The sequence below is a fragment of the Acinetobacter sp. YH12046 genome (genome assembly GCF_013419905.1).
GTDB lineage: Bacteria > Pseudomonadota > Gammaproteobacteria > Pseudomonadales > Moraxellaceae > Acinetobacter.
The window spans coordinates 1-13,117 of sequence record NZ_VOZF01000028.1; the positions used below are offsets into that span (position 1 = coordinate 1).

General features: G+C 44.6%; 10 protein-coding genes and 5 tRNA genes. 2 read left to right on the forward strand and 13 right to left on the reverse strand.

What is annotated here, in order from left to right; translation table 11 throughout:
• Nucleotides 1–47: 47 nt before the first annotated feature.
• The 9 genes from FTU03_RS13035 to secA form a co-directional block, all read right to left on the reverse strand.
• A tRNA-His gene (locus tag FTU03_RS13035) sits at nucleotides 48–123 on the reverse strand.
• 78 nt (nucleotides 124–201) lie between these two features.
• Nucleotides 202–278 (reverse strand) — tRNA-Pro (locus tag FTU03_RS13040).
• 18 nt (nucleotides 279–296) lie between these two features.
• A tRNA-His gene (locus tag FTU03_RS13045) sits at nucleotides 297–372 on the reverse strand.
• A 36-nt stretch (nucleotides 373–408) separates the two neighbouring features.
• Nucleotides 409–485: transfer RNA gene (locus tag FTU03_RS13050), tRNA-Arg, on the reverse strand.
• A gap of 35 nt (nucleotides 486–520) precedes the next feature.
• Nucleotides 521–597: transfer RNA gene (locus tag FTU03_RS13055), tRNA-Pro, on the reverse strand.
• Nucleotides 598–751: 154 nt separating this feature from the next.
• Nucleotides 752–1,819 carry a quinolinate synthase NadA gene (gene nadA / locus FTU03_RS13060; RefSeq protein WP_179993243.1) on the reverse strand — a complete coding sequence of 356 codons (1,068 nt, stop codon included), beginning with the start codon at nucleotides 1,817–1,819 and terminating at the stop codon, nucleotides 752–754.
• Nucleotides 1,820–1,971: 152 nt separating this feature from the next.
• Nucleotides 1,972–3,192, reverse strand: a complete 1,221-nt coding sequence (argJ, locus tag FTU03_RS13065; protein WP_179993244.1) for a bifunctional glutamate N-acetyltransferase/amino-acid acetyltransferase ArgJ — start codon at nucleotides 3,190–3,192, stop codon at nucleotides 1,972–1,974.
• Between the two features lie 154 nt (nucleotides 3,193–3,346).
• Nucleotides 3,347–3,700: a hypothetical protein gene (locus tag FTU03_RS13070; protein WP_104426583.1), complete on the reverse strand. Its 354-nt coding sequence runs from the start codon at nucleotides 3,698–3,700 to the stop codon at nucleotides 3,347–3,349.
• Nucleotides 3,701–3,853: 153 nt separating this feature from the next.
• Nucleotides 3,854–6,580 (reverse strand): preprotein translocase subunit SecA, encoded by a 2,727-nt coding sequence (gene secA / locus FTU03_RS13075; RefSeq protein WP_179993245.1) that lies wholly within the window; start codon nucleotides 6,578–6,580, stop codon nucleotides 3,854–3,856.
• 331 nt (nucleotides 6,581–6,911) lie between these two features.
• On the opposite strand from secA, the gene FTU03_RS13080 reads away from it, so the two are divergent.
• Both FTU03_RS13080 and FTU03_RS13085 read left to right on the forward strand, forming a co-directional pair.
• Nucleotides 6,912–7,553, forward strand: a complete 642-nt coding sequence (locus tag FTU03_RS13080) for a peroxiredoxin (RefSeq protein WP_179993246.1) — start codon at nucleotides 6,912–6,914, stop codon at nucleotides 7,551–7,553.
• A 647-nt stretch (nucleotides 7,554–8,200) separates the two neighbouring features.
• The gene (locus FTU03_RS13085) at nucleotides 8,201–8,791 is read left to right on the forward strand and encodes a dual specificity protein phosphatase family protein (protein WP_179993247.1); all 591 of its coding nucleotides are present in this window, start codon (nucleotides 8,201–8,203) and stop codon (nucleotides 8,789–8,791) included.
• 5 nt (nucleotides 8,792–8,796) lie between these two features.
• Here FTU03_RS13085 and FTU03_RS13090 read toward each other — a convergent pair whose 3' ends face one another.
• The 4 genes from FTU03_RS13090 to trpA are packed head-to-tail and all read right to left on the reverse strand — an operon-like array spanning nucleotide 8,797 to nucleotide 12,812.
• Nucleotides 8,797–9,843 (reverse strand): SPOR domain-containing protein, encoded by a 1,047-nt coding sequence (locus tag FTU03_RS13090; RefSeq protein WP_373684505.1) that lies wholly within the window; start codon nucleotides 9,841–9,843, stop codon nucleotides 8,797–8,799.
• Nucleotides 9,834–11,117 (reverse strand): bifunctional tetrahydrofolate synthase/dihydrofolate synthase, encoded by a 1,284-nt coding sequence (folC, locus tag FTU03_RS13095; RefSeq protein WP_179993249.1) that lies wholly within the window; start codon nucleotides 11,115–11,117, stop codon nucleotides 9,834–9,836. Before folC ends, FTU03_RS13090 begins: the two co-directional genes overlap by 10 nt.
• The gene (accD, locus tag FTU03_RS13100; RefSeq protein ID WP_166139531.1) at nucleotides 11,114–12,010 is read right to left on the reverse strand and encodes an acetyl-CoA carboxylase, carboxyltransferase subunit beta; all 897 of its coding nucleotides are present in this window, start codon (nucleotides 12,008–12,010) and stop codon (nucleotides 11,114–11,116) included. The genes folC and accD overlap by 4 nt, the downstream gene beginning before the upstream one ends.
• 1 nt (nucleotide 12,011) lies before the next feature.
• Nucleotides 12,012–12,812, reverse strand: coding sequence for a tryptophan synthase subunit alpha (trpA, locus tag FTU03_RS13105; protein WP_004782187.1), 801 nt, complete (start codon nucleotides 12,810–12,812; stop codon nucleotides 12,012–12,014).
• Nucleotides 12,813–13,117: the final 305 nt, after the last annotated feature.

Below are 13,117 nucleotides of genomic sequence, written 5' to 3' on the forward strand. Positions count from 1 at the left end.
GGTGCACTACCAGGCTGTGCTATGCTCCGATGTTCAACTCAAAGAGTTGGGGTGAATGATGGGATTCGAACCCACGACAACCGGAATCACAATCCGGGGCTCTACCAACTGAGCTACATCCACCATTACGGTGTCTTCATTATTTAGACATAAAAAAACCGCTTGACGCGGTATCATTTATCTTAACCACCATGAAGAAGATGGTCGGAGCAGTAGGATTCGAACCTACGACCCCCTGGTCCCAAACCAGGTGCACTACCAGGCTGTGCTATGCTCCGATGTTCAACTCAAAGAGTTGGGGTGAATGATGGGATTCGAACCCACGACAACCGGAATCACAATCCGGGGCTCTACCAACTGAGCTACATCCACCATTACCTTGGTTCTTAAATATCAAGCCACCAAAAATGGCGCGCCTGACAGGATTCGAACCTGTGACCATCCGCTTAGAAGGCGGATGCTCTATCCAACTGAGCTACAAGCGCTTTACTGATGATTTTCACCATCCGCCTTGAAGAATTGGTCGGAGCAGTAGGATTCGAACCTACGACCCCCTGGTCCCAAACCAGGTGCACTACCAGGCTGTGCTATGCTCCGATTCATCTCAGCTTTCGTATCAAGCTTATCGCTTGGTACGGTGTGCATTCTAGGCGTGACGCCATAAGACGTCAACACCTATATTTAAAAAAAATCAAAAAAACACTTCAAGCGTTTATTTATCAAGCATTTCAGACATTTTTTATACAAAATCTTAGCGTTTCAAGCTGGCACTAAAATCCAGCATACGATCTAAAGGCAGTTTGGCTCGTTGAGCTAATGCGGGGTCAACATGAATCTCCTGATCACGATGTTGTAGAACATGCAAGATTCCATCTAGCTCGTTCATGGCCATCCAAGGACAGTGTGCACATGAACGACAGGTTGCTCCTTCTCCAGCGGTTGGAGCTTCAATCAAAATCTTATCTGGCACAGCCTGCTGCATTTTATAGAAAATACCGCGATCTGTTGCCACGATCAAACGCTGATGTGGCAAGGTTTGAGCTGCCTTGATTAACTGAGAAGTACTTCCGACTGCATCAGCAATTTCTACCACAGACATCGGTGATTCTGGATGGACCAGCACTGCCGCATCTGGATATAAGGCTTTCATATTAGCAATTCCGCGCGAACGAAATTCTTCGTGGACGATACACGCGCCATCCCAAAGCAGCATGTCAGCACCGGTTTTATTCTGGATATAACGCCCTAGATGCTGATCCGGTGCCCAGATAATTTTTTCACCTAAACTATCGAGGTGTTCAATAATCTCAACTGCACAACTTGAAGTCACGACCCAGTCAGCGCGGGCTTTAACCGCAGCCGAAGTATTAGCATACACCACTACAGTATGATCAGGATGCGCATCACAGAATTTGGTAAATTCTTCTACCGGACAACCCAAATCCAGTGAACAGGTCGCTTCAAGAGTTGGCATCAGGACGGTTTTTTCTGGTGAAAGTATTTTTGAAGTTTCACCCATGAACTTAACCCCAGCTACCACCAAGGTCGATGCGGGATGGTCACGTCCAAAACGCGCCATTTCCAATGAATCGGACACACAGCCACCAGTCAGTTCTGCCAGTTCCTGTATTTCAGGATCACAATAATAATGTGCAACTAGTACTGCATTCTGCTTTTCCAATTCGGCTTGAATCTGTGCAAATTTTTCCTGTTTGGCCTGTGCACTGATCTGATGCTCTTTGGGTTCTCCTAAACGATCTAAATGCGCCTGCACAATCGATTTGGCTTCATTGGCTATTAATTTGGTCGCATCATTCATAACAACTCTTACTCTACCCTCATGGTTCATTATTCAACGAACCTTTCACCCTACATCCCGGTCATCTCTAGCAAAATACTTTTTTGACCAGTCATTAAAAATCATAAGATATAAAAAAAGCCCCACAACGGAGGCTTTAGAAACAATCTGAATTATGAACGATAATCAGCATTGATCTTCACATAATCATAGGACAGGTCACAGGTATAGACTGTATCTTTTGCTTCACCACGTCCAAGATCAACACGAATCGTCATTTCAGCTTGTGCCATCACACGTGCACCTGCCTCTTCGGTATAGTCTGCTGCTGCACCACCATCCTTGCAGATTTGTACATCATCTAACCAAACCTGAATTTTTGCAACGTCTAAATTCGCCACACCTGCATAACCGATTGCAGCCAGAATACGCCCCCAGTTTGGATCAGAAGCAAAGATCGCAGTTTTCACCAATGGAGAATGCGCGATACTATAGGCCACGTCACAGCATTCCTGAGTATTGGCGCCACCTTCTACTGCAACTGTGATGAACTTAGTCGCACCTTCACCATCACGCACAATCAGTTGCGCAAGACGTTTCATGGTACGCATTAATACCTCAAGCACAGCTGCATAACGCGGATCTTCAACTGATGAAATTTCTGTTCCACCGGCCTGACCTGTAGCAATAAAAATGCAAGAGTCATTGGTTGAGGTATCCCCATCAATGGTAATGCGGTTGAATGACTGATTCACTGTCTCAGATAAAAGCTGTTGAACCAGTTCACGGCTGATTGGCACATCAGTCGCCACATAACCTAGCATAGTGGCCATATTTGGGCGAATCATGCCGGCACCTTTGGAAATCCCGGTCATGGTATAAGTAATGCCGTCCAGTTCGAACTGTTCAGATGCACCTTTTGGTGTAGTGTCTGTGGTCATGATGCCGGTTGCCGCATCGATCCAGGCATCATCACGCAATGACTCTAATGCAGGCTGCAAACCATTCAGAAGACGTTCCATTGGTAATTGTTCGCCAATCACCCCTGTTGAAAATGGCAATACTTCTTCAGCTTTCACGCCTGCAAGTTCAGCCAGTTTGGCACAAGTGGCTTCAGCATTTGCCATACCTGTAGCACCTGTACCCGCATTGGCATTTCCGGTATTAATCACTAAATAATGTGGGTTACCTACCGCCAGATGTGCTTTAGAAACATGTACAGGAGCAGCACAAAAAGCATTCTGGGTAAATACACCTGCAACATTGGAGCCTTCAGCCAGTTCAAATATCACCAGGTCACGTCGGTTCTGATAGCGTACATACGCTTCTGCCGAACCAATTCTCACCCCTTTTACCACATGCATCTGTGGCATAGATACGTCACCAACTGCCATTTTTAAATGTCCAATATTGAAGTTTCAGAAAAATACAGCTTAGTTGATCTTTATTAAAAAATCGAGCCAAAGCCAGATGAACACTCACTTTTCTTATGGTTTTTCACAATAAAAAACCAGTCATAGTGACTGGTTTTATTAAACTGGCTCAAACTTAGTTTTTAGCCAGTTGGGTTGATTCACTCAATAAAGCCTGTTTCGCCTGTTGCTGACTTGCCGCAGAAAGCGCAGGGTTAGAAGCAACAATACGGTCAGCATTCGCTGCATTGGCTGCTGCAATCGCTGCAGTCTGTAAAACGATTGGACGGTTTGAATTATTAAAGGTATAGCGAATGCCAGTACGCGGACTTGCAATGGTCACCTGACCATCTGTACCCGTCTGAACCTGAGCCGTAGTTGGACCAATGGCCTGCTGAACTTTAGCAGGTGTCGTTGTTGCTGTTTCAGCAAAACTTAAAGTCGGGATTGCCAAAGCAGCAACCATCATCGTTTTTAATACTTTTGTCATTGTTTCTTCCACTTTGCGGTGTTCAATCTGCCATTAAATACCATTTAATCCGGTACAGTGCAAACAGTATTCATCAGCTGAAAAGTCCATATACATAAAAAGATCAGGACCATTTGGTCCTGATCTTTTTATAGTTTAGAAACTTAGCAGAAATTAGATCTTGCCATGACACTGTTTGTATTTCAGACCTGAACCACATGGACAAGGTGCATTACGGCTTGCCGGTGCTTCAAAGACTGGTGCAACCGGATTGGCCTGCGCATTTTGTTCAGTAGTGATTGCATCTTCTTCAGCCAGTAATCCATCAAATTCCTGATGAGATAACTGCAAACGCATCGCTTCAGCCTGTGCCTGCTGCTGTGCTTCCATTTCAGCCAGCTCTTCAGGTGTTGGCACATGGATACGTGACAGATCAGTAATGACGTCAGATTTAATCACGCCCAGCATGTTTACAAACAGGTTATAGGCTTCTTTTTTGTATTCCTGCTCTGGGTTTTTCTGTGCATAACCGCGTAAATGAATCCCTTGACGCAGGTAATCCATCGCAGCCAGATGCTCTTTCCAGTGACGGTCCAGAGAGTTCAGCATGAAATGACGTTCAAGTGATGCTGCAGATTCAGCACCCATTTGTTCACGACGTGAACGGTAACGATTTACCACTTCTTCAGTAATTCGCTCAACCAGTGCTTCTTCATCTAAACGACGATCCTGCTCTAACCATTGTGCAACTGGCAGATCAATCGATAAGTCTTCACGTAGTGCAAGTTCCAGACCTTCAATATCCCACTGATCATGAATTGATTCAGGCGGAATATAGTTGGCGATCATGCCCTGCATCACTTCACGGATCATCTCTTCGATATAATCCTGCAATGAACTTTCAGCCAGAATCTCATCACGCTGACTATAGATAATTTTACGCTGCTCGTTATTCACGTCATCGTATTTCAACAGGTTCTTACGAATGTCGAAGTTACGTGCTTCTACTTTACGCTGTGCATTTTCGATTGAGCGTGACACCATTTTGTGTTCAATCGCTTCATCTTCTTTTAAGCCCATTGCACGCATCATGGCAACCACACGGTCACCCGCAAAGATACGCATCAAGTCATCTTCAAGAGACAGGTAGAAACGCGATACACCCGGGTCACCCTGACGGCCCGCACGACCACGCAACTGGTTATCGATACGGCGAGATTCATGACGCTCAGAACCGATAATATGCAAACCACCAGAAGCAAGAACTGCTTCATGATTCGCTTCCCATTCTGCTTTCAGGCGTGCTTCATCTTCAGGGGTTGGGTTTTCAATTTTGGCCAGTAGCGCTTTCCAGTTACCACCCAGCAAAATATCGGTACCACGACCGGCCATGTTAGTTGCAATCGTTACAGCACGCGGTGCACCCGCTTGGGCAATAATATCTGCTTCACGCTCATGCTGTTTGGCATTCAGGACTTCATGTTCAATACCAGCTTCTTTAAGCTTGTCAGAAAGAATTTCCGACGCTTCAATAGTGGCCGTACCAATTAGGATTGGCGCAACACCAGCTTCGTGAACACGTTGAATTTCCTGAATAATCGCGTTGTACTTACCTTCACGATTCAGGTAGATCAAATCGTTCTGGTCATTACGGATCATTGGACGGTGGGTTGGAATGATTACCACATCCAGACCGTAAATTTCTTTCATTTCCGCAGCTTCAGTATCTGCAGTACCGGTCATACCGGATAATTTTTTATACAGACGGAAATAGTTCTGGAATGTGGTGGTTGCAAGGGTTTGGTTTTCCGGCTGGATTTCCAGACCTTCTTTTGCTTCAACTGCCTGGTGCAGACCTTCAGACCAGCGACGGCCCGGCATGGTACGACCGGTATTTTCATCGACGATGATCACTTCACCTTCATGGATGATGTAATGCACATTACGTTGATACAGATAGTGCGCACGAATCGCAGCAGTCACATGATGCAGCAAATTCAGATTAGAAGCTGAATACAGGCTTTCACCTTCAGCCAGCAAGCCCATTGCAATCAATTCACTTTCAATGGTTTCAAAACCGGTTTCTGTAATTTCTACTGAACGCTGTTTTTCATCAATCCAGAAATGACCGCCATCCGGTACTTTTTCTTCTTTCTGTGCTTTTAATTTCGGCGGAATGTTATTGATTGCTGCATAAAGCTGGGAAGAATCTTCACTTTGACCAGAGATAATCAGTGGTGTACGTGCTTCATCGATCAGGATCGAATCGACCTCATCGATAATGGCATAGGTCAGACCACGCTGTTTTTTCTCAGCCAGCGAGAACACCATGTTGTCACGAAGATAGTCGAAACCGAATTCGTTATTGGTACCGTAAGTGATGTCTGCTTTATAGGCTTCAGATTTTTCTATCGGATTCTGCATGGAATAGATAATCCCAATGCTTAAACCCAAGAATTCGAACAATGGACGGTTTAACTCGGCATCACGTTGTGCCAGATAGTCGTTCACCGTGATGACATGGACACCCTGCCCGCTCAATGCATTAAGATAACAGGCCAGCGTCCCCATCAGGGTTTTACCTTCACCGGTACGCATCTCGGCAATCTTGCCTTCATGCAGGGTAATACCACCAATCAACTGTACGTCGTAGTGACGCATTCCCATAACACGTTTTGCAGCTTCACGACAGACTGCGAATGCTTCAGGAAGTAACTTATCTAGGCTTTCACCCTTATTATATCGTTGTTTGAATTCTTCAGTTTTTGCAGATAAGTCTGCATCGCTTAGGGCTGATATCGTCGGCTCGAGCGCATTAATCTTGTCTACGATTTTACGCATGCGTTTGAGTTCGCGCTCATTTTTGGTACCGAAGATTCCTCCGATCAGACTTGCCAACATGAATAGACTCTCTAAATCTTGCTTGTCAAATAAATATGTTCTTAGTCGTTATTATGGTGCTAGAAATTTGAACTACAAGGGTTTTGCCAGAAAACCAATGAAAAAAACTCATCCTTCGTCCTAGCCCTGAGACCTAAGGCAAAGTAATGTAGCAAATTTTACCCATGCAATATAGTTAATTAGACGACTGATTTGTCTGATTCTGAATCGGCAGCCTACTTCTTTATTCGGTTTATTCATAAGAAATTCTAAAAACACTATTTTTAATCATAAAAAAATTGGTTCATATTTATTCTCATCGACACATTACAAGATCAATTGAGGCAAGAAAATGAGTTTACGTTTAGGCGATACCGCACCGAATTTTGAACAGCAATCCAGTGAAGGCTTAATTAACTTTTATGACTTTCTAGGCGATAGTTGGGGCATTTTATTTTCACATCCAGCAGACTACACACCTGTATGTACCACTGAACTGGGCTTTACCGCGAAACTGAAAGACGAGTTTACAAAACGTGGCGTGAAAGCGATTGCGCTTTCTGTTGATGATGTTGAATCGCATCATGACTGGATCAAAGATATCAATGAAACTCAAGGTACCACCGTTAACTTCCCGATCATTGCTGATCAGGACCGAAAAGTGTCTGAGCTGTATGGTTTCATTCACCCAAATGCCAGCGAAACCCTAACTGTACGTTCTCTGGTAATCATTGATCCAAACAAGAAAGTGCGTCTGATTATTACCTACCCTGCATCAACAGGTCGTAATTTCCATGAAGTATTACGTGTAGTCGACTCTCTGCAATTAACCGACAATCATAAAGTTGCAACTCCAGCAAACTGGCAACATGGCGATGATGTAGTGATTGTGCCTTCATTAAAAGATGAGGAAGAAATTAAACAACGCTTCCCTAAAGGTTATAAGGCAGTAACTCCTTATTTACGTCTTACGCCACAGCCTGAGCGAGGATAAGCGAAGCACTGCTTCGCCCGAGCGCAAGAGCCATAGCTATGCTATGGCTGGTAAGGAATTAAAAGGACTCCTTTTTAATTTTGCGCAAGGCAAGCGTAGCGCGCAGTTTCCATTGTACTGCCCTTGCGCAAGACGAGAAGCTATGCTTCGAGTGACAAAACTGAAAGCACTGCTTTTCAGTTTTGCGCAAAGCAAACGAAGTGCGCAGTATTTGAAGCACTGCTTTAATTTGTGACAAGACAAGCGCAGCGCGTAGCTTCCAAAACACCGCTTTGCTTGAATGCAAGACGAGAAGCTATGCTTCGAGTGATAATTTGAAAGCACTGCTTTAGTTATTCGTAAGACAAGCGAAACGCGTAGTCTCTAAAAGGTGGTACTTTTTCGCTCAAGAACCTCAGCTATGCTAAAGTTATACGGATAAGCAAAGTTACTGCTCTTTAACCATGACACCGAAAATTTAGAAAAAACTCTCCACCATGAAAATGAAGATCATCATGCATCAACCATCATTTTCATGTTTAGTTTGATACCCACCGACGAGCCGGGTTTTCGAACTTTTCCCATCAAGCCTGTCTTCGGACAGGCTTTTTTTTGCAAAAGCCGATATGCTGTTGAAGAGAATGATTAAAAAGAGGGTTTAACGCGCAATGAAAAATAATTATGTACTTCTTCTGGTTTCCGCGTTTGTTTTATCTGGCTGTACTCCAGCGCTGCCTGAACAGGAACGCCCAATGCACTGGGGACAGGGACTGCATGAAGAACATAATTTTTATCAGATTAGCGATGAACTTTACCGGAGTGAACAGCCGAGCGATGAACTGACGCCCTTATTAAAACGATATGCCATTAATGTGGTGATCAACCTGCGTTCACGCGATAAAGATACGGATATTTTGTCAAATGAAGACCTCAAGCTTAAACATGTTCCCATTCATACCTGGGCTATGAATCGCGAGGATTTACTGAACGTAATGCAGTTGATTCAACAGGCACGGCAAAATAATGAAAAAATACTTTTACACTGTTATCATGGTTCAGACCGTACCGGTGCCAGTGTGGCCATGTACCGGATTATTTTCCAGAACTGGCGCATTGAAGACGCAGTACGGGAAATGAAGCATGGCGGTTATGGCTTTCATTCCATTTGGCGCAATATTGAAAAATTATTTATCCCTGAAAATGTAAGATGGATTCGCGAGCAACTCACGAATCCATCTACAGAAACTTCGGTTAAGTAAGAGAATTAACGCTTATCTAGCGGCACCCAGTCATTCACCCAGGCTGATTTCATGTTCAGGCTGGCATCAGACGCGATTTTCTTACGCAGTGCATCTGCTGTTTCACGGTCTTTAGATGGACCGACCATGATACGCACACCTTTAGATGTCTGGCTCTTGGTGACCTTGTAGCCTTTGGCTCGCAGTTTGGCCGCAATGGCATCAGCATTGGCTTCATTGGCAGCCAATGCCACCTGCACCATCCACTGTTTATCACTTTCACCTTCAAGAAGTTTACGGGCTTTTTCAGCTTCAGCCTTTTTCTTGGCCTCTTCTGCTTTATGTTTCTCTTCAGCTTTGCGCTTTTCTTCTGCCTTACGTTTTTCTTCTGCCTTACGTTTTTCTTCAGCAGCTTTATGCTCAGCTTCTTTTTTCTTTTCAGCCGCTTTGTGCTCTTCCTCGGCCTTACGTTTTGCTTCAGCTGCCTTATGCGCTTCTTCAGCTTTACGTTTCTCTTCTAGCTTACGTTTTTCTTCTGCAGCCTTCTGCTCTGCCTGTTTCTTGGCAGTATCAGCTGAAGTTTGGGCTTTTTGCTGCTCAAGTTTCTGCTGTTCTAACTTTTTTTGTGTAGCAGCCTTGTCTTCAGCCAGACGTTTTTGCTTCGTCTGTTCATCTTCTGCCAGCTCAGGTGGAATATTGTCTGAACTTTGCTGTCCCATACGATGGGCATTCAAAGCAGCATATTCTTCAGCCGCACGACGTGCTGCATCTGCCTCAGCCTGCTGTTGCATGGCTAAAAATTCAGCTGCACGGGCTTCCTGTTCAGCCACTGCTTTTTCGCGGTCACGACGCTGCTGTTCCAGCAGACGTTTTTCTGTTTCCACATCGACTGTTAAAGAACCTAATGAATTGTTGACTGTATCTTTTGATTCTACTTCTGCAGCCAGTGCCGGGTTTTGCTGACGATCCTGATGAATTTCATTTTGGCCTTTCAGGAGTAATGCTGCCAATAAAACACCACCACCTAGTAAAACAACGCCACCCATCCAGCGTTGTTTGTTATTCATTGACATTCTTCCAAATACTCCCATACCGCTTCTAAGGTATGAAATGATCCACATACCAAAATCAGCTGATTATTCTCTGTTTCATCCAGCGCTGATTTAAAAGCTAATTTTACATTGTCAAATTGTTCTATCAATTCACCTTGCAGTGCATCAGTCAAAAGTGTGACCTCTGCCGCACGTGGTACAGATAATGGTGCAATTTTCCACAAATGAACAGTGTCTTTCAACAACTTGACGACAGAATTTATATCTTTATCTGCCAGCATGGAAAATACACAAATGACTTCTTTATATTTCTTGTTGTAATTTAAATAATTGCGTAATTGTTTTAACAGGAACTCTACCCCATGCGGGTTATGTCCGGCATCAAAAATTACAGTCTTATTCTGAATTTCTCGGACTTCAAAACGCCCCGGCAATTTAGCTGCCTGAACTCCTTCCGCAATCGCTGTCTGGTTGACTTCCAGACCACTTAGCAAGATCGCTGCAACTGCTGTCGAAATATTATCCAGCGCCAGTGAACCTGTCGGCAATTTTAAAGTCGTACCTGACGATGCAAAGGCCCAGGTTTTGCCATCTTCAAAGGCTTCATAGAAATAATCACGGTTAACTGCATATAACGGCGCATTGCATTCAGCAGCTTTATCCAGAATGGCTTGCGGAATATCTTGCTGACCACCAAATATCACGGGAATATTCGGACGGATAATACCAGCTTTTTCAAAAGCAATTTTTTCAATGGTATCACCGAGCCAGTCGGTATGATCCAGTCCGATATTGGTGATGACTGCAACATCCGGATTAACCACATTCACGACATCCAGACGGCCACCCAATCCGACTTCCAGCACCCACACATTACACAGTTCATGTTTAAAAATCACAAATGCAGCAAGTGTGGTTGCTTCAAAGAATGACAGGCTTAAATCGCATTCGCGACGTGCCCGATCGACTTCAACAAAAGCATCAATCAGCAACTGGTCTTCGACTTCAACCCCACGTAATTTCACCCGTTCATTAAAACGATATACATGAGGAGACTGATACAGTCCGACCTTAAAACCCTGAGCATTGAGAATGGCAGCCAGAGTCGTGGTCGTTGAACCTTTACCATTGGTTCCGGCAACCGTCAGGACTTTAGCCTCCGGATTGATCACGCCCAGCTTTTCAGCCACAGGAATAACACGTTCCAGGCCTAAATCAATCCCCGTAACGTGAACATGGCTCCAATAATCGAGCCATGTATCAAGTGAATCAGTTGCTAATGGTGCTGTGTTCAAGGCAGGTTCATCAATTTCGTGATAATACGATAAACTGTATCACGTAATGCATGACGGTGAACAATCTGATCGATTACACCATGATCAAGCAAATATTCAGCACGCTGGAACGGTTCGTCCAGTTTTTCACGTACAGTTTGTTCGATCACACGTTTACCCGCAAAGCCGATCATGGCTTTCGGTTCAGCCAGATGCACATCACCCAGCATGGCTAAAGACGCAGTTACACCACCATAAACTGGGTGGGTCAATACCACCACATAAGGCAGACCTGCTTCTTTCAAACGCTGAATCGCTGCTGAAGTACGTGCCATTTGCATCAAAGACAGCATACCTTCCTGCATACGTGCGCCACCAGATGCTGCAAAACAGATCAGAGGTTGATGCATTTCAATCGCACGCTCCGCTGCCTGCACAAAGCGGTCACCCACTACAGTGCCCATAGAGCCGCCCATGAAGTCAAACTCAAATGCGGTTGCAATCATTGGCACGCCTTTCAGCAGACCTTGCATTACGATCAGTGCTTCAGTTTCACCTGTTTTCTTTTGTGCTTCCGACATACGGTCTGGATAAGCTTTGCTGTCGACAAATTTCAGTGGATCTTTGGCCGTAAATTCCTGACCCATTTCAGTCTGTACCTGATCAAAGAACCAGTTCAGACGGTCACGTGCTTTCATTTTCAGATGTTCATCGCATTGTGGACAAACATAAGCATTAAATGACATTGCAGTACGTGTCACCAAAGCATGACATTCAGGGCACTCAATGGTTGGCTCTGTGAATGTCGCTTTTAGGGTGGTTTGCTCATCAGGTACATGAATGCCCGGAACAATACGCTCCGTCCATGGGGTCGATGGGCTCAGAATTTTGCCTGATTTCACTTGTTGACTCATACTATAACTCATCGAGCGCTGCTCGAAGCTCCTTGACTTTATTCACCGTCGCAATAACGGCTTGTTCTGGCGCGAGGGTTGCAAACTGTTTTACAAACGCACTTCCCACAATAACTGCATCGGCAGCAACACCCATCGCTTTCGCAGATGCAGCATCACTGATACCAAAACCCACGCCTACAGGAACATCTGTCTCTGCCTTAATTTTCTGAATACGTGCAGCGGCTTCAGATACATCCAATGTCGCAGCACCCGTCACACCTTTCAACGACACATAGTAAATAAAGCCACTGGCCTGTTTCACTACATGCTGAATACGCTCATCAGTTGAGGTCGGAGCCAACAGGAAAATCTGATCCATTTCATATTTTTCCAGCACCTGCCCCAAATCTTGAGCTTCTTCAGGAGGAAGATCGACCAGAAGCACGCCGTCGACACCGCATTCATAGGCATAAGCCACAAACTTTTCATAGCCAATGACTTCAACCGGATTGAGATAACCCATGAGTACCACTGGTGTTTCGCGGTCTTTCAAGCGAAATTCTTTCACCATGTGCAGGGCATCCAAGGTATTAGTGCCACCGGCCAGCGCGCGTTCAGCGGCCAGAGCAATCACCGGACCATCTGCCATTGGATCTGAGAAAGGAAGACCCAGTTCAATCACGTCGACGCCAGCGTCCACCATCTGGTGCAGCAAAGGTACGGTTACCTCTGGATGCGGGTCACCAGCCATAACATAAGAAACTAAAGCTTTACGCTGTTGAGATTTAAGTTGTCCAAATCGTGTGGCTAAACGTGACATAGGGCTGAGCTTTCCTTAAGGTGTTTCAAACTTGAGACATTGACTATGTAGAAATACAAGACATCGCATTGTAACGCTATTTTTTGTACATTGAACAGTGTGCAACATCGACCTCTGGCATTTCATTTCCTGTGCGAGGATTTCAGAACAACCCGAAGGGATCTATTTACGATTATTTTGATTTTTTTCTCAATGATCAAAGATGCCTAATTTTGGCATTCCCTAAAATGTTGAATATTTAGATAAACTTATTTTTATCATGGAAAAATTAATAAAAATGCAGATGTTAGCGCATTCATTTAAAG

What these genes read in the sequence shown, in the direction of transcription:
- nadA (WP_179993243.1), bottom strand. Translation starts at nt 1,819, where the DNA reads ATGAATGATGCGACCAAATTAATAGCCAATGAAGCCAAATCGATTGTG.
- argJ (WP_179993244.1), bottom strand. Translation starts at nt 3,192, where the DNA reads ATGGCAGTTGGTGACGTATCTATGCCACAGATGCATGTGGTAAAAGGG.
- FTU03_RS13070 (WP_104426583.1), bottom strand. Translation starts at nt 3,700, where the DNA reads ATGACAAAAGTATTAAAAACGATGATGGTTGCTGCTTTGGCAATCCCG.
- secA (WP_179993245.1), bottom strand. Translation starts at nt 6,580, where the DNA reads ATGTTGGCAAGTCTGATCGGAGGAATCTTCGGTACCAAAAATGAGCGC.
- FTU03_RS13080 (WP_179993246.1), top strand. Translation starts at nt 6,912, where the DNA reads ATGAGTTTACGTTTAGGCGATACCGCACCGAATTTTGAACAGCAATCC.
- FTU03_RS13085 (WP_179993247.1), top strand. Translation starts at nt 8,201, where the DNA reads ATGAAAAATAATTATGTACTTCTTCTGGTTTCCGCGTTTGTTTTATCT.
- FTU03_RS13090 (WP_373684505.1), bottom strand. Translation starts at nt 9,843, where the DNA reads ATGTCAATGAATAACAAACAACGCTGGATGGGTGGCGTTGTTTTACTA.
- accD (WP_166139531.1), bottom strand. Translation starts at nt 12,010, where the DNA reads ATGAGTCAACAAGTGAAATCAGGCAAAATTCTGAGCCCATCGACCCCA.
- trpA (WP_004782187.1), bottom strand. Translation starts at nt 12,812, where the DNA reads ATGTCACGTTTAGCCACACGATTTGGACAACTTAAATCTCAACAGCGT.